Below are 16354 nucleotides of genomic sequence, written 5' to 3' on the forward strand. Positions count from 1 at the left end.
CGTCCTCACAGGATGGGTTGCGGCACACCGGCCGGTTCGGCTTCGGGTGCGTGGCTCGGTTGCTTGATCGAACTGAGCAGCGTGTACACCGACGGCAGAATGAACAGGGTGAACAAGGTGCCGATCAGCATTCCCACCACAATCACCAGGCCCAGGCCGAAGCGGCTGTTGGCGCCGGCACCGCTTGCGAACAACAGGGGCGCGAGGCCGACCACCATGGCAGCGGTGGTCATCAGGATCGGCCGCAGACGCACCTGCGCGGCGTGCTGGATCGCTTGCACGCGGTCCATGCCTTGCTGACGCTGCAATTCGTTGGCGAACGCGACCATCAGGATCCCGTGCTTACTGATCAGACCGATCAGCGTGATCAGGCCGATCTGGGTGTAGATGTTCATCGAAGTCATGCCCAGCGCCAGCGGCACCAAAGCCCCGCAGATCGACAGCGGCACGCTGATCAGAATGATGAACGGGTCGCGGAAGCTCTCGTACTGCACGCTCAGCACCAGATAGATGATCACCAGGGCCAGGCCGAAGGTGAACGCCAGGCTGTTGCCTTCCTGCACGTATTGGCGGGCATCGGACTGCCAGTCGAAACTGAAGCCGGCCGGGAAGTTTTCCGATTGCTTCTGCAGGAAGCCCACCGCATCGCCCAGGGTCACGCCCGGCGCCGGAATGGCCTGGAACGTGGCGGAGTTCTGCTGGTTGAACTGGGTCAGGCGATTCGGCTCGACCTTGACGCTGAGGGTGGCCAGCGTCGACAGCGGCACCGGATTGCCCTTCTGATCCTTCACGTAATACAGCTTCAGGGTTTCCGGGGTCAGGCGATCCGCCGACACCGACTGCGGGATCACGTCGTAGGAGCGACCGTGGAACGAGAACCGGTTGACGTACTTCTCGCCGATCAGGCTGTTGAGCGTTTCGCCGATGTCCTGCATGCGGATGCCCAGGGCGTTGGCCTTGGCGCGGTCAACCTGGATTTCCACCACCGGGTTGTTGAAGTCCAGATCGCTGTCGACCACCGCGAACAGGCCACTGGCCTGAGCCGCTTTCTTGAGCTGATCCATCACGTTGTACAGCGCCAGATAATCCTGATCGCTGCGGATCACCATCTGCACTGGCAGACCACCGGTAGAGCCCGGCAGCGGCGGCATCTGGAACACGAAAATGCTCGTGCCTTCGATCTGGTTCACCCGTGCCTGCAAGTCAGGCTGGATGGTGTTGGCATCGCGGCCACGCTTTTCCCAGTCCACCAGGTTGATCCCGCCGACGCTGTTGGACAGACCGTCGGAGCCGTTCGCCACCCAGTTGCTGTAGCCCTCGGGGATTTCGTTGAAGGTCTTGTAGAGCTCGTGAGCGTAGGCTTCGAGGTAGTTCAGGTTGGCGTGCTGCGGCGCCTTGATCGCGGTCAGCAGGATGTTCTGGTCTTCCAGCGGCGCCAGTTCGGTCTGCGCCGAGCGGTAGAGAAACGGCAGGCTGAAGAAGATCACCAGCGCCACGCTCAGGCTGATCCAGCGACGTGCCAGCGAACCGCCGAGCAGCGCGCCATAACGACGGGACAGGTACTGGAAGAAACGGTCCGCCTTGACGGCCATGAAGCCTTCGCTGGTTTTCGCGTCCAGCAGACGGGTACTCATGATCGGCGACAGGGTCAGCGCGACGATGCCGGAAATCACCACGGCACCCGCCAGGGTCAGCGCGAACTCCTTGAACAGCGTGCCGGTGAGGCCGCCCATCAGACCGATCGGCGCATACACCGCCGCCAGAGTGAAGGTCATCGCCACCACCGGCCCGGCCACTTCACGGGCACCGATCAGAGCAGCGTCGAACGGTGTCTTGCCCTCTTCGATGTGACGGTGGACGTTTTCCACCACGACGATGGCGTCGTCCACCACCAACCCGATGGCCAGCACCATGGCAAGCAAGGTGAGCAGGTTGAGGCTGAAGCCGAACATCTGCATCAGCATCGCCGCGCCGAGCATCGACAGCGGAATCGTCACCAGCGGAATCAGCACGGTGCGGAACGTGCCCAGGCACAGGTAAATCACCAGAACCACAATCACCAGCGCTTCGAGCAGGGTGTAACTCACTTCATCGATCGACGACTGAATGAAGTGCGCCACTTCGAACGGGATCTGCACGGTCACGCCCGGTGGCAGGGTTTCCTGGATCTGCGGCAGCAATTCGCGCACGCGTTTGACGATGACCAACGGGTTGCCGGTTGGTGCTGCGTCCAGACCGAGGAACAGTGCCGGTACGTCGCTCATCGCACCACTGGTGTCGGTGGAGGCTGCGTTCAGTTCCACAGTGCCGACGTCACGCACACGGATGATGTGGCCGTTGTCGTTGCGCAGCACCATGTCGCGGAAGTCTTCGACGCTGTTCAGGTCAGTGTTGACCCGTAGGTTGCTGACCACGTACAGGCCTTTGACTTGACCTGGTGCTGCCTGGAAGTTGTTGCCTTCAATGGCGGCCGAAACGTCCTGCCCGGTCATGCCGTAACCGGCCAGACGCTGCGGATCGAGCCACAGGCGCATGGACAGTTTCTGCTCGCCCATGATGTTGATCTTGGCCACGCCTTCGATGCCGGCGAACATCGGCTCGACGACACGGGAGATGTAATCCGACATCTCCGGAATGGTCAGGTTGGAACTGGCGAACGCGACGTAGGCCACGCTGGTGAAACCGCCGGAAGTACGTTCAACCACAGGGTCGTAGGCGTCCTTCGGCAAGCGATATTTGATCTGGTTGACCTTGGCCATGACCTCGGTCAGCGCCGCGATGGAATCACTGTTCAGTGCCATGCGGATCGTCACCTGGCTGCGACCCTGGGTCGAGGCCGACGACAGATAGTCGATGCCTTCGACCGAGGCCACGGCCTGGCTGATCGGTTGGGTGACGAAGCCCTGCATCAGCTCCGAAGAAGCGCCGGGATACTGGGTGGTGACCGTGATGGTCGACGTTTCCAGCATCGGGTACTGGCGGATCGGCAGGTTCATCAGCGCACGCACCCCGAACAGCAGGATCAGCGTGCTGACCACCACGGCCAGCACCGGGCGGCGAAGAAAGAGGTCGGTGAAATTCATTTTTCCAGCCCACTGAGTTTAAGAGCAATCGTGTCCGGCACGCCTTCCACCGCCACGCCGTCGTGGAGCTTGAGCTGACCGGAAGTCACCACTTGCACACCTTCGATCAAGCCCTTGTCGACCACCGCCCAGCCGTTGCGACGCTCGCCGACCTTGATCGACTCACGCTTGACCTTCTGCACGCCGGTCTCGTCGGTGTAGACCGAGAACACGCTCTCGCCGTAGGCGTTGTAGGTGATCGCGGTTTCGGGAATCAGCAGCTCGGCGGTCTGTGGCAGGGTCACCGAGACCCGTGCATACATGCCGGGACGCAGGCGTTTTTGCGTGTCGGTAATGACCGCTTGAACGTTGATGGTGTGGGACTGGTTGATCTGCGGGTCGACCGCGACGATCTTGCCGGCGAAGGTCGCGTCACCCCAGGCATCGACCTTGGCCTGCACGGTCTGGCCCAGTTGCACTTGCGAGCCATCGCGTTCGGCGAGGGTGAAGTTGACGCGCAGCAGGCCCGGATCCGTCAGGGTCGCTACCGCGCTGCCGGCTTGCAGGTACTGGCCCAGATGCGCCTGGCGAATGCCGAGGGTGCCGCCGAACGGCGCACGAATGTGCCGTTGAGCGATCTGCGCCTGCATGCGTTCCATGTCGCCCTTGGCCGCGTCGTATTGAGCACGGGCACTGTCGAAGGCGCGACGGCTTTCGGCGCCGGTCTTGGCCAGTTCCTGGACACGGGCAAACTGCGCCTTGGCCGATTCGTACTCGCCTTTCAGGCGAACCAGTTCACCTTGCTCGGGTGCGTCGTTGAGCTTGAGCAGCACCTGCCCCGCCTTCACTTCATCGCCGGACTCGAAATCGATGTCCACCACTTTGCCGCTGACTTCGGCCGACACCAGCACCTGGCGCTGCGCCTCGAGTTTGCCGATGGCTTCGAGGTAGTAGGTGTACGGTTGTTTCTTGACCACGGCCAGACCGACCCGGGTGCTGGGAATCCGTTGCTCGGCCGCAGCCGGTTGCGGCGACCAGAAACGCCAGCCCAGCGCGGCGGACAGCACCACGACCAGAATAATAAACACCAGCGACTTAATAATATTTCGAGCAAGCATGTGGCACTCCCTTGACTCTTTACTGCGAGCACAAAAGTTTGAGATTTAAGAAAATAAAGGTGCAACTTGAAACGGGCGCGCTATTGATCCCTGTGAACATTCACTGATAACGCGCCCGTTTTATTTATCCGCTATTACGCCGCGGCCAGTACGTTGGTTTTATCCAGGTAATACTTGCCGATACCGTGCAAGTTCAAAGGCGACAGAGTGAAGTGCTTCGAACCGGTATGAATATCGCGGAAGCAACGTTCCAGGAAGTGCGACTTGTAGACGGCTTTGGAACCGGCCATCGAGTAGATCTGGTTGACGGCGTTGACCGAGTTTTCAGTCAACACCGACGCTGCCAGACCGACACGGGCGCTGACCGGTTCGCCGATGGTTTCACCACGGTTGATCACCTGATGGATGGCATCTTCAAGAAGCAATTGCGCGGTGTGTACCGAGGAGATGGCGCGGCCGGTCTTCTCGAAGATCACCCCTTCCAGGCCCGGGTCGGTGTTGATCGCACGGTCGTTGCGGAAGTGATCCACGGCGGCCCGGGCCACGCCCAGCACGGTGGACATTGCTGCCAGGGTGCCGAACTCGTAGTAGCCGGTGGCGTATGCTCGGGAGCTGCGCGCTTCGGGGGATTTCTTCAGGGTTTCGACGTCCAGCGAGAACGCCTTGTTGACGATGACGTTGGAGCACTGGAAGTGATGGCTGCCGGTGCCGCGCATGCCCAGGGTGTCCCAGGTCGACAGAATGGTGCACTGGCTGGCGGGTACGAAGAACATCCGCACTTCCGGGGTGGTGTTGTTTTCGGTGCCTTTGACGGTGGCGGTGCAGACCAGCCAGTCGGCGTGGGCCGAGCCGCTGGCGAAGGCCCACTTGCCGCTCAGCAGGTAATCGTCACCCATTGGCAGCGCTTCGCCACCGGAGTGGATGGCGCCGATCACGAAACCGTCGCAGTGGTTGTAGATCGCTTCGGAAGTGGCTTCCGGCAGGTAGTCCGAGAGGCGCCCCATCGCCACTTGAACCGCCAGCTGCCAGGACAGCGAGGCGTCATGCCGGGCAAATTCCAGCACCAGTGCGGATGTGGTCTGGATATCGACCTGGGAGCCGCCGAACGCCCGGGAGACCGACGTACGGCCAAAACCGTCCTTGAAGAAGCGGGACATCACATCCTTGTGAGTCGCATTGGTCTGCTCGCTGTACTCGCGGTGCTGAACAATCAGCGGATTCAGTGCACGCACCTTCTCGAGCCATTCATTGGATTCGGAGGGAAGGCTGTTCCATTGCATTAGATTTTTCATAACGGCTCCTAGCTATTATTTATTTACGATCAGCAGACGAAAAAACAGACGAACTTTTATTGTTGTTAAACCCCGATAAAAATGTACGTCTACAGTCGTACATTTGACAAGCATTATTCTCAGACTTCTTTCACTTTTCAGTAAAAGGCAAATAGCTGTCCTACAATAATTAAATGCGCAAGACTCCAACCGAACTTGCAATGCAAGTTACGCCGTTTAAATCCGATTGATTACTTCACGCCGGCACGCCGGTCACTGACCCGCGACAGCGATGCCCAGTCCTGATCGGCCTGACCATGGGCCATGCCGTCCAGCAAGTTGTCCTTCAACACGCTGGCAAACGGCAACGGCACTTGAGCGGCCTCCCCGGCCTCCAACACCAGGCGCACATCCTTGAGGCCCAGCGACAATTTGAAGCCGGCCGGCTCGAATGTCTCATCGGCCATCTGCTTGCCGTAACCCTGATAGACCGGAACGGGGAACAGGGTCGAGGTGATCATGTCGATGAACGCCGCACGGCTGATGCCGTAGCCACCGGCCAGGGTCGAGGCTTCGGCCAGGGACTCGATCGCCGAGGCGACCATCAGGTTGGCCGACAGTTTGGCGGCGCACGCCACGTCTGCAGCTTCACCGAAGTGCCAGGTCTTGCGCCCCAGCACATCGAACAGCGGCTGCACCCGGGCCAGTGCTTCGGCAGGCCCCGAGGCGAGAATATTCAGATTGCCGGCGGCCGCCACATCGACCCGCCCCAGCACCGGTGCCGACACGTAACCGACGCCGCGCGCCTCGTGCAGGGCCGCCAGCTCTTTGGCCAGCGCCACGGACACCGTGGACATGTTGACGTGAACGTTGCCGGCCTGCAGACCGTCCAGCGCCTTGGCGTCGAGGAACACCGAGCGGATCGCCGCGTCATCGCCGAGCATCGAAATCAGCACGTCGGCCTGCGCCGCCAGCGCGGGGGTGTCGACAGGTTCGGCGCCAGCCCTGGCCAATTCGTCCAGCGGTGCCGACGAGCGATTCCACACGCGGACCCGATGCCCGGCCTTCAGCAGGTTCAGCACCATCGGCGCACCCATCGTGCCCAGACCGATAAATCCCAGTTCCATGTCGCGCTCCTCTCTCGATGAGGTCTTCAAATCCGTTTGTACAACGACCCACGATTGCGATTGTACGTGTACAGGCGTACATTTCAAGTGCCACGTTGATTCATTCTTCGCGGCAAGGGTTTCAAACACACCTTTACCCAAGGCAAGGAGGCTTTATGCAATTCGGGATCTACACCGTTGGCGACGTCACACAGGACCCTACCAACGCCCGTACCCCCAGTGAATCCGAGCGCATCCAGGCCACCCTGCAAATTGCGCAGAAGGCCGAAGACATCGGACTGGACGTGTTCGCCACCGGCGAGCACCACAATCCCCCGTTCATCACCTCCTCTCCCACCACGCTGCTGGCGTACATCGCAGCGAAGACCCAACGCATCATTCTCTCGACGTCCACCACCCTGATCAGCACCAACGATCCGGTGCGACTGGCGGAAGAGTATTCGCTGCTGCAAAACCTCTGCGGCGGACGCATGGACCTGATGCTCGGCCGTGGCAACACCGCGCCGGTCTATCCCTGGTTCGGCAAGAGCATCGCCGACGCCCTGCCCCTGGCGATGGAAAACTATAGCCTGCTGCATCGGCTCTGGCGCGAGGAAGACATCAACTGGAGCGGACGCTTTCGCACACCTCTGAACCACTTCACGTCGATCCCGCGACCGCTGGACGACCTGCCGCCCTTCGTCTGGCACGGCTCGATCCGCACCCCGGAAATCGCCGAACAGGCGGCGTATTACGGCGACGGTTTTTTCGCCAGCCACATCCTCTGGCCCCGGGAACACTTCATGGCGCTGGTCGAGTTCTACCGCACGCGGTTTGCGCATTACGGCCACGGCACGCCGGAACAGGCGATCGTCGGCCTTGGCGGCCACATCTTCATGCGTCGCAACTCTCAGGATGCACGCCGGGAGTTCCGTCCTTACTTCGATAACGCGCCGGTGTACGGCCACGGTCCGTCCCTGGAAGAGTTCATGGAGATGACCCCACTGGCCGTCGGCAGCCCTCAGGAAATCATCGACAAGACCCTGACCTTCCGCGAGCACTTCGGTGACTATCAGCGCCAGTTGTTCCTGTTCGACCACGGCGGTATTCCGCTGAAGACCGTGCTGGAACAACTCGACATGTTCGGCAAGGAAGTGTTGCCGGTGCTGCGTGAAGAAACCCGCAAACGCCGCTCGCCACTGGCGGCCGAAGCGCCGACTCACGCCAATCGCCTGGCCCGTTTGCAATCCCTGCAACCCTCGCCAGCCGAACCACGCACGGGCGTCAAAACCCCGCAACATGACAGTGTGACCGGCCACTGAGACCGTGGGAGCATCCGTGCTCCCACATTGATCTCGCAACGGTCAGGCAGCGCCTTTCAGCGGGCGCTGCGCGTCCATCGAAACCACCACATCATCGTTGATCAAACGGGCCAGATACTGACCGTAACCGGTCTTGCTCATGCTGCCCGCTTGCACCAGCAACTGCGCGTCGTCGATCCAGCCCTTGTTGTAGGCGATCTCTTCGAGGCAGGCGATTTTCAGGCCCTGGCGTTTCTCGATGGCCTGCACGAAGTTGCCGGCCTCCATCAACGCATCGTGGGTCCCGGTGTCCAGCCAGGCCATGCCACGGCCCATCACCGACACGTTCAACTTACCGCGTTGCAGGTAGACGTTGTTGACGTCGGTAATCTCCAGTTCACCGCGCGGCGACGGCTTGATGTCGGCGGCAATCTGCAGCACTTCGTTGTCGTAGAAATACAGGCCGGTGACCGCGTAATTGGACTTCGGATCGCTCGGTTTTTCGCAGATGCTCAGGGCCTTGCCGGCGGCGTCGAATTCCACCACGCCAAAACGCTCGGGATCGGCCACGTAGTAGCCGAACACCGTGGCGCCCTCATCGCGAGACGCGGCTTTCAGCAAGGTCTCACCGAAACCGGCGCCGTAGAAAATGTTGTCGCCGAGCACCAGGCAGACGTTGTCTTCACCGACGAATTCACGACCGATGATGAACGCCTGGGCGAGACCGTCCGGGCTTGGCTGCACCGCGTAGCTCAGGCTCAGGCCCAACTGGCTGCCGTCGCCGAACATGCGCTGGAAGCCCGGCAGATCTTCCGGGGTGGAGATGATCAGGATCTCGCGGATTTCCGCCAGCATCAGCACCGACAGCGGGTAGTAGATCATCGGTTTGTCATACACCGGCAGCGACTGTTTCGAGACGCCCAGGGTGATCGGGTGCAGACGCGAACCGGCGCCGCCTGCCAGCAGAATTCCTTTGTACTTGGCCATGCTTTTTTCCTTTCAAGCAGTGAGATTTGAATGACTGTGTGTTCAGGCCACGAGGGCTTCGTTGCGTTGCTCGCCGAGACGCTCCAGCGCGTAGGCACCGGACATCACCCGCACCCACCAGGCGCGGTTATCCAGATACCAGTCGACGGTTTTCTTCATGCCGCTTTCGAAGGTTTCCTGCGGCGTCCAGCCCAGCGTCGCGTGGATTTTCCCGGCATCGACGGCGTAGCGTTTGTCGTGGCCAGGACGATCCTTGACGAAGGTGATCAGGTCACGGAAGTGCGCGACGCCCGCCGGTTTTTCCGCCCCGCGCGCTTCGAGCAGATCGCACAGGGTTTGCACGACTTCCAGGTTGGTCTTCTCGTTGTGGCCGCCGATGTTGTAGGTCTGCCCGACCTCACCACGCGTAACCACCGCATACAGAGCACGGGCGTGATCCTCGACGAACAGCCAGTCGCGGATCTGCGCCCCATCGCCGTACACCGGCAACGGCTTGCCTTGCAGCGCATTGAGAATGACGTGAGGAATCAGTTTTTCCGGGAAGTGATAAGGCCCGTAATTGTTCGAGCAGTTGCTCATCACCACCGGCAAGCCATACGTGCGATGCCAGGCGCGAACCAGATGATCGGAACCGGCCTTGGTCGCCGAATACGGCGAGCTTGGCGCATACGGCGTACGCTCGGTGAACGCCGGATCTTCGGGTTCCAGGTCGCCATACACTTCATCGGTGGAAATATGATGGAAACGGAACGCCGACTGACGCGCCGCGTCCAGCCGGTTCCAGTAACCACGCGCGGCTTCGAGCATCGTGTAGGTGCCGACGATGTTGGTTTCGATGAAGGCTTGCGGGCCATCGATCGAGCGGTCCACGTGGGACTCGGCGGCCAGGTGCATCACCGCATCCGGTTGCAGCCGTGCGAACAATTCGTCCAGCGCCGGCTTGTCGCAGATGTCCACCTGACAGAACCGATAACGCGGCGAGTCGGACACATCGGCCAGCGACTCGAGATTGCCGGCGTAGGTCAGTTTGTCGACGTTGATCACTTCACATTCGGTCTCTTCGATCAGAAACCGCACCACGGCCGAGCCAATGAAGCCCGCGCCCCCTGTCACTAAAATTTTCATCAGCGCCTCCCCTGGCAAAATGATGATTTAACGTCCTTCGATGCTGCCCGCCGTCATGTGCGGGTCAGTTCAACAGTGCCACCCAGTATTGCGACAGCCCTTGCTCGAGAATCAGCAGCGTCTGGATGCAGACGAAGCTTTCATCGGTGGTCGCCGAGGTCGCATTGAGCGGGCCGAAACCACCGTCCTGCTTCTGATGGGAAGCGATCCAGTCTTTCGATTCCTGCAAATGCGTCGGCTGCGCGTCGAGCAGAAACATCGCCGCGATGGCCATGTAAGTCCCCACCAGACTGACCGCTTTGCCCGGCCGATAGTGGAACGAACCGTTGGCCAGTTGCAGGCTCTGCAGCCAGGCGACGGTCTGTTCGGCATCGACGATGCGTCGGTTGAGAATGAACAGCGTCGACACCACGCGGTACACCGAAAAGGCGTCCGGCGGATACCCGGGCTTGTTGGCGAAACCGCCGTCGGCGGAGCGGCAGCGCAGGGCAAAAGCCATCACGCCCTGCTCGTCCGGCGCCTTGGCTTCCAGCGCGTGCAGCGACAACACCGCCAGGTTGGTGTGCCAGATGTCCGAGCCGAAACCCGGCACATCGCCGAACCCGCCATCGGGGTTCTGGCACGCTTGCAGGTAACGCACGCAACCGCCGATATCGTTCGGCAGCGCGCCCAGCACTCGCAGCGACAACACCGCGCAGTAGGTGGCGAACACATCGCTCAAATGCCCCGGCTGCTCGGCAAATCCACCGTCGGTGTTTTGCGAGGCCCTGATGCAATCGATCAGGCTGGCCTTGTTTTCGATTTGCAGACCCAGGGCATGCAAGTCAGAGATCACATGCAATCCGGAAAACACCTGCCAGGTCTTGTCGGCACGGAAACCCAGCGGCGCGGTTTCAGCGGTCAACCCGTAAGGCGTTTCGTTCGACGCCCGAGCCTTGGCCAGCCACGCCAGGTAACGCTGCAGATCGACATTGATGGCCGGCACGCCATTCGGGTGAATGCGCTGCACATCGCCACCACCATCGATCACTTGCAGCTCACGGTTTACCAACGCCGCATCGTCATGATGAGCAACGGCAGCGGCCGGCTCGATGGCCTGCAAGGCGTGGGCGGCAGCGAGCTGGGTTTTCAGGCTCTTCAGGTGCAGCGGCAGGTACGTCAGGTTGCCGATGCTGAAAATCCCCGGCTGACGCGGCGGCGCCCAGAACTGCCGAATGAACGGCACGGTCGGGTCATCAGGCGTCGACCAGAAGTAGCCCTTGCCCATGAACAGTCCGCCATTGCGGGCGTCATGGAACTCCAGCAAGGCGGCGGTCACCGAAGAGCGGTCAGCATCGCTGGCACCGGAAGGCAAGGCCTGAATGGCCTGCAACAGCAACGCCACGTCGTAGGCGGTCTTGATCGGGAATGGCGACTCGTGGTTCTTGTACGAGGTGTGCCAGTCGCAACGCACTTTGCCGTTGATACCCACCCGGTCCCAGTACCCGCCGTAGGCCGGATCGCGGAACAGCGACAGGGTTTGCAGCAGGAACGAGCGGGCCAGGTTCGACAGCGCGTTGTCGTCCCGCACATCGGCCAGACGCGCCAGCACCAGGCTGACCTCAGCACGCACGGCGCAGCGGGTCAGGGACACATCGACACAGGATGCACTGTCACTGCCGGCCACGCGGCCGATCAGGTTTTCTGCGTGTATCTGCAAGTGCCCGACCAGCCCCAGACCCAACGGCTCGTTGCCGATACGCGCCAGCAAGGCCGTGGCACTGATGTCGAGATCGATCGAGGTCGCCAGCTCCAGCGGCGTCGACCAGTCGCTGCTGTACAGGCCGGCAACCGTGGAACGGGCGTAAAGCGCTTCGACCTTTTCCAGCATCCCGTGGATCACGGCATCGTTCGCCGCGTCCTGCGGCACTCGACGCTGATAGGCAATCAGCGCAGCCAATGCGTCCAGTTGCAACGCCAGTGTTCGGCAACGCCCCGAACCATGCGGCGTCCAGTAGCGGTCAGCGAGCTCGTGAAAACCGGCGTTCGACGCATCGTACAAACGCATCAACCCGTCGTGGGCAAAACGCAGTTGAACATCGTCACCGTGGTCGGCCTGGTAGAGCGTGGCCGCGACCTGATCCTGCAACTGCTTGTCAGTGGAAATCGCGACTTCGCCACTGGCATCGGTGACAGCAAAAAAACCGCCGTACTCAATGTCCTTGAGGCCTTGATCAAATACAAACTGCGGATGCAGCGGCATGGTAAATCCCTCTTCCTTGAGGTTAAGCGGCTTTGCTTTCAGTCAGCGACACAACGCTGCCCTGGCACAATTCGATGATGCGCATGGCGGCACGGGCAGCACCTTCGCCGTCCGGCGCGGCCACTTGACGATGAGGCGCGTAGTAGGTGGAAGCGCGAGTATCTTTCTCCAGCTCGCCCTGGATCAGCTCGACGATCGCGTCGCGATCGTGACCCAGATGCGTCGGGAAACCGAGCAGCTCCAGGCGGCGCAGCGCTTCGAGTTCGTGGTATTCGGATTTGGACGGCAACACGAACAGGGTCGGAATCTGCAGCGCGGCGATTTCCGTCACGGTGATCCAGCCCGGCGCCGAAATCAGCAGACTGGCTTCGCGCAGCAGGCCCATCCAGTCCGGGTAATACGGCACGCAAACCACGCCATCCTGAGCCTGGATATCCTGACGGCCGAGCAACACCAGTTTCAGTTCCGGATTGCGTTCGCGCAGGACCTTGAAGCTGTCGAGGTAAGCGGCGAGCAGCGCGTCCTTGTTCTGCGCAAACATCGTGGTGCCGCTGATCGAGGCCACAACGAACGGCGCATCGCCCAGGTTCAATTGCTCGCGAACGTTCAAACCGCTCTGGACATTGATGTCGCGGATCATCGGCCCGACAAAATGCGCCTTGCCGCTGATCAGCGCTTCAGCGACCGGCGTGCCCTGATCGAGGGAAGCCACGTATGGCTTGTCGGTCAGCACCAGTTGGCTCTGATTGATCATCCAGTTGAACTGGCTGTGCAACGCGGTGCGCGCCCGGGCCATTTCCAGCACGTTGACCTCGAAACCACCGTCGGCCAGGTCGTGATCCTGGAGTTGGCAGAGCGTGAAGTCGTAACGCTCGGTCACGAACACCAGCGGCGTGCCACTGAAAATCGCGGCCAGGCAGGCGGCCATGTTGTAGTCCGACACCAGGGCGGTCGGCTTGTACTCGGCGATCAGGGCCAGGTAAGACAGAATCCGCTCACCGGACAAGAAGGTATTGGCGATATAACCGCCGATGTAATTATTCCAGTCGAGTTCTTTCGACAAGTTGCTCTTTTTCGAGTAATCGACCAAACGGCCGGCAATATCCACCACTTCAACGCCGGACTTTTCGAACATCGGCGTAAAGGTCGGCTGCAAAGAAGCCAGCGCCACGGTCAATGGCATATTCGGACGTTGCTTTTTAATCGCCTGAGCGATCGAAAGCGCGCGCATGTTGTGGCCTGAACCGGTCGGATTGGGGGCAAACAAAATCATTCTTGAATCTCCATTAGTTGAACAACGCCATGAACCACAGTGTTTTCCAATACATCCCTTATCACCACTGAGTACGGTTTGATTACTGCACCGTCACCGATATTCAGTGGACCTACCAAGATGGCGCCCTCGCCAATTACGCAACGACTTCCAATGCGCACAGGTGCCTCCTCCCAGGGCAGTGAGCGGAACGAATGATCATGAGTGGAAGCGACAATCGTGACGCCTTCGGCCAGCTCGCTGAAGGCACCGATGGTCACTCCGCCGGCCGCTTCGATAACCACGCCCGGCGCCAGTCGGGCGCCAGTGCCCAGTTCGATGCCGCCCAGTTGCGACATGCCGCCCTGGCGGCTGCTGCGCCCGATCAGAATGCAGTCCCGGGCGATTTCCACCGAGGCCCCGCCGCGCAATTCGGCATCGATCAAGGCTTCGTCGCTGATGTCCCAGGTCGCGGTGTCAGGGTTCAACGCCTTGAGACGCGGCACCGACTGCGTGGACCGATCGAGCATCGACGGCAAGCCCTGGCGCGCCCGATCCCGGACTTTGGCCAGCACCGGCGCCGGGCTTGGCAGGCCGTCTTCGACGACAGTGCGCAGGGCAATGACTCGCGCCGGGCGGCCGACCACGATGGCATCGGCCGGTACATCAGCAGTCACCAGCGCTCCGGCAGCGATCACCGCTCCCGCGCCGATGGAAACGCCCGCGGTCACGGTGGCCTTGGCGCCCAGCCAGACATTGTCGGCAATGTGTACCGGTGATTGCGCAGTGCCCAGGCACCGCGCGCCGGTGGCAAGCATGCTGGACGCGCCGATGGAAGCGAACTGCAAATCACACTTGAATCCGATGAAACAGTCATCGGCGACCTGAACGTTTTGCAGGCGGCTGCCAGCACGAATCCAGACATGCCGGCCCAACTCACTCGCGTCATTCACGGTCGTCGAAACTTCAATTACGTTTATGTCGTCCACAATAAAGCCTCATTCCATTGATGCCGGGCACATATAAATTCGAAAGGCGTGCGTATCCCGCAGATATAATTCCGCCGATGCACAAATAATAATTAACTGTTTATTTAGGGCTTCTATTCAAAGCACGCACAACATTGCGTCTGCGCAACTTATTAACTGACCGGTTCATTCAATTGTCGTTATTCATTAACAACAGGTAGAAGTTCACGCTTGCGCCGATGGCCAAGTCAGTTTTATGTGAAGAAAAGCCGATTCAAGTCTGTCCGTGACTCTGGTGTAGCTCCATTAGGGTGGGATTGTCCTTTAGTACGAATGTTATAGTACAGACGATTTTGTTTTGCAATAGGTGTCCGAATGGTTATCTCGTTTTGGTCTAAAAATTTATTGAACTTTTATGGTGCGCGCTTGTATTAAAACCGTCATATATGCACAGCATTGGTGCAAATGGCCGGTTTCAGGGGGGATCCCCTCCAGCGCTAACAGGCATCTGGAGGTCGAACCCAGACATTCCGACGGTGCTCACCAACGTTAGGGTGGCGACTCAAACTGCCTTTGGCCTGGAGCCGTCATGCCCGCACCTATCACCGTTCTGCGCGACACCCACCCGCTGCCAGTACTCGACGCCTGTAAATGGGAGAAGCTCGAGGGCGACCCGCACACCGTCAACCTCAACGCCTACACCAGCGAAGACGGCAGCAAGATCATGGGCACCTGGATCTGCACACCAGGCAAGTGGCGCGTGGATTACGTGAAATGGGAGTACTGCCATTTCCAGGAGGGCTACTGCATCATCACCCCGGACGGCCTGGAGCCGATCCACCTGCGTGCCGGTGACATCTTCGTCGTCGAACCGGGCATGAAGGGCACCTGGGAAGTGGTCGAGACCGTGCGCAAATATTTCGTGTTCGCCTGATACAAAAAAGCCGGGAAACCACCCGACGTGATTTCCCGGCAATACCTACTGCATTGGATGTGCAGGCCTGTGACAAGCACAGGCCTGACGACGATTACTGCGGCTTGCGATAGCTGTTGATGATCGCCGAGAAGTCCTTGCCACCTTCCCCGCGCTGACTCATCGCCTGATACAACTGCTGCGCCACGGCGCCCAGCACCACCGGTTGATGCGCCTGACGCGCCGCCTCGGTGGCCAACCCCAGATCCTTGAGCATCAGCTCGGCGCCAAAGCCACCGCTGTAACCACGCGAGGCCGGCGCCGTTTCGACGATGCCGGGCCACGGGTTGTACATTTCCGAACTCCAGCAACGGCCGGTCGAGCTGTTGATGATCCCGGCAAGCACCGTGGTGTCGATGCCCAGCGCATCGCCCAGCGCCATCGCCTCGCTGACGCCGACCATCGAAATGGCGAGCAACAGGTTGTTGCAGATCTTGGCGATCTGCCCAGTGCCGACTTCACCGCAATGCACGATGTTGCGGCCCATTTGCGCCAGCACTGGTTGCAGGGTGGCGAACAGTTCCGGGGTGGCGCCGACCATGAAGGTCAACGTACCTGCGGTAGCGCCGCCAGTGCCGCCGGACACCGGCGCATCAGCCATCGCCACGCCTTGTTTGGCAGCCGCCGCTGCCACGTCGCGAGCAGTCTGCGGATCGATGGTGCTGCAATCCACTGCCGGCACACCTTTGCCGATCCCGGCGAGCACACCGTCTTCACCGAGCCAGACGCTGCGCACATGGACGGCGGCCGGCAACATGGTGATCACCAGCTCTGCATCCTCTGCGGCTTCGCGAGCCGAGGCGCGGATGGTGCCGCCCAGTTGCTCGAGTTCCGCCAGCACGGTTTTGTTCAGGTCCACCAGGTTCAGCGAATGCCCGGCCTTGATCAGGTTGCGCGCCATCGGCGCGCCCATGTTGCCCAGACCGATAAATGCGATTTTCATGGCCAT

General features: G+C 60.5%; 12 protein-coding genes. 2 read left to right on the top strand and 10 right to left on the bottom strand.

Going from position 1 to position 16354, the window contains the following annotated elements:
• Positions 1-5: 5 nt before the first annotated feature.
• The 4 genes from AC07VV_RS29535 to AC07VV_RS29550 all read right to left on the bottom strand — a co-directional run bounded on the left by AC07VV_RS29535 (position 6) and on the right by AC07VV_RS29550 (position 6707).
• Positions 6-3083, bottom strand: a complete 3078-nt coding sequence (locus AC07VV_RS29535) for a MexW/MexI family multidrug efflux RND transporter permease subunit (RefSeq protein ID WP_096818710.1) — start codon at positions 3081-3083, stop codon at positions 6-8.
• Entirely contained in the window at positions 3080-4180 is a 1101-nt protein-coding gene (locus AC07VV_RS29540) for an efflux RND transporter periplasmic adaptor subunit (protein ID WP_096818709.1), read from the bottom strand. Before AC07VV_RS29540 ends, AC07VV_RS29535 begins: the two co-directional genes overlap by 4 nt.
• A 134-nt stretch (positions 4181-4314) precedes the next feature.
• Positions 4315-5472: an acyl-CoA dehydrogenase family protein gene (locus AC07VV_RS29545; protein ID WP_096818707.1), complete on the bottom strand. Its 1158-nt coding sequence runs from the start codon at positions 5470-5472 to the stop codon at positions 4315-4317.
• Between the two features lie 230 nt (positions 5473-5702).
• A complete protein-coding gene (locus AC07VV_RS29550) occupies positions 5703-6707 on the bottom strand; it encodes an NAD(P)-dependent oxidoreductase (RefSeq protein WP_495038256.1) in 1005 nt (334 codons plus the stop codon).
• Between the two features lie 26 nt (positions 6708-6733).
• Here AC07VV_RS29550 and AC07VV_RS29555 point away from each other — a divergent pair, with 26 nt between their 5' ends.
• A complete protein-coding gene (locus AC07VV_RS29555) occupies positions 6734-7879 on the top strand; it encodes an LLM class flavin-dependent oxidoreductase (protein WP_495038257.1) in 1146 nt (381 codons plus the stop codon).
• A 42-nt stretch (positions 7880-7921) separates the two neighbouring features.
• Here the strand turns inward: AC07VV_RS29555 and rfbA are convergent, their stop codons facing one another.
• From rfbA to AC07VV_RS29580, 5 genes are all read right to left on the bottom strand, one after another.
• Positions 7922-8845 (bottom strand): glucose-1-phosphate thymidylyltransferase RfbA, encoded by a 924-nt coding sequence (rfbA, locus tag AC07VV_RS29560; protein WP_495038258.1) that lies wholly within the window; start codon positions 8843-8845, stop codon positions 7922-7924.
• Between the two features lie 42 nt (positions 8846-8887).
• Positions 8888-9970, bottom strand: a complete 1083-nt coding sequence (gene rfbB, locus AC07VV_RS29565) for a dTDP-glucose 4,6-dehydratase (protein WP_493072603.1) — start codon at positions 9968-9970, stop codon at positions 8888-8890.
• A gap of 64 nt (positions 9971-10034) precedes the next feature.
• A complete protein-coding gene (locus AC07VV_RS29570; protein ID WP_495038259.1) occupies positions 10035-12212 on the bottom strand; it encodes a prenyltransferase/squalene oxidase repeat-containing protein in 2178 nt (725 codons plus the stop codon).
• A 22-nt stretch (positions 12213-12234) separates the two neighbouring features.
• A complete protein-coding gene (locus tag AC07VV_RS29575; RefSeq protein ID WP_495038260.1) occupies positions 12235-13485 on the bottom strand; it encodes a hypothetical protein in 1251 nt (416 codons plus the stop codon).
• Positions 13482-14417, bottom strand: a complete 936-nt coding sequence (locus AC07VV_RS29580; RefSeq protein ID WP_493158123.1) for an acyltransferase — start codon at positions 14415-14417, stop codon at positions 13482-13484. Before AC07VV_RS29580 ends, AC07VV_RS29575 begins: the two co-directional genes overlap by 4 nt.
• Positions 14418-15021: 604 nt before the next feature.
• Between AC07VV_RS29580 and AC07VV_RS29585 the strand changes: the two genes are divergently transcribed.
• The gene (locus AC07VV_RS29585; RefSeq protein WP_096818693.1) at positions 15022-15366 is read left to right on the top strand and encodes a cupin domain-containing protein; all 345 of its coding nucleotides are present in this window, start codon (positions 15022-15024) and stop codon (positions 15364-15366) included.
• Between the two features lie 94 nt (positions 15367-15460).
• On the opposite strand, the gene mmsB is transcribed toward AC07VV_RS29585, so the two are convergent.
• Positions 15461-16348 carry a 3-hydroxyisobutyrate dehydrogenase gene (gene mmsB, locus AC07VV_RS29590; protein WP_495038261.1) on the bottom strand — a complete coding sequence of 296 codons (888 nt, stop codon included), beginning with the start codon at positions 16346-16348 and terminating at the stop codon, positions 15461-15463.
• Positions 16349-16354: the final 6 nt, after the last annotated feature.

It is taken from the genome of Pseudomonas sp. GW821-FHT02C04 (genome assembly GCF_059421845.1).

Bases quoted from the DNA above. Each gene is read 5' to 3' on its own strand.
- AC07VV_RS29540 (WP_096818709.1), bottom strand. From the start codon at position 4,180: ATGCTTGCTCGAAATATTATTAAGTCGCTGGTGTTTATTATTCTGGTC.
- rfbB (WP_493072603.1), bottom strand. From the start codon at position 9,970: ATGAAAATTTTAGTGACAGGGGGCGCGGGCTTCATTGGCTCGGCCGTG.
- AC07VV_RS29570 (WP_495038259.1), bottom strand. From the start codon at position 12,212: ATGCCGCTGCATCCGCAGTTTGTATTTGATCAAGGCCTCAAGGACATT.
- AC07VV_RS29545 (WP_096818707.1), bottom strand. From the start codon at position 5,472: ATGAAAAATCTAATGCAATGGAACAGCCTTCCCTCCGAATCCAATGAA.
- AC07VV_RS29535 (WP_096818710.1), bottom strand. From the start codon at position 3,083: ATGAATTTCACCGACCTCTTTCTTCGCCGCCCGGTGCTGGCCGTGGTG.
- rfbA (WP_495038258.1), bottom strand. From the start codon at position 8,845: ATGGCCAAGTACAAAGGAATTCTGCTGGCAGGCGGCGCCGGTTCGCGT.
- AC07VV_RS29555 (WP_495038257.1), top strand. From the start codon at position 6,734: ATGCAATTCGGGATCTACACCGTTGGCGACGTCACACAGGACCCTACC.
- AC07VV_RS29585 (WP_096818693.1), top strand. From the start codon at position 15,022: ATGCCCGCACCTATCACCGTTCTGCGCGACACCCACCCGCTGCCAGTA.
- mmsB (WP_495038261.1), bottom strand. From the start codon at position 16,348: ATGAAAATCGCATTTATCGGTCTGGGCAACATGGGCGCGCCGATGGCG.
- AC07VV_RS29575 (WP_495038260.1), bottom strand. From the start codon at position 13,485: ATGATTTTGTTTGCCCCCAATCCGACCGGTTCAGGCCACAACATGCGC.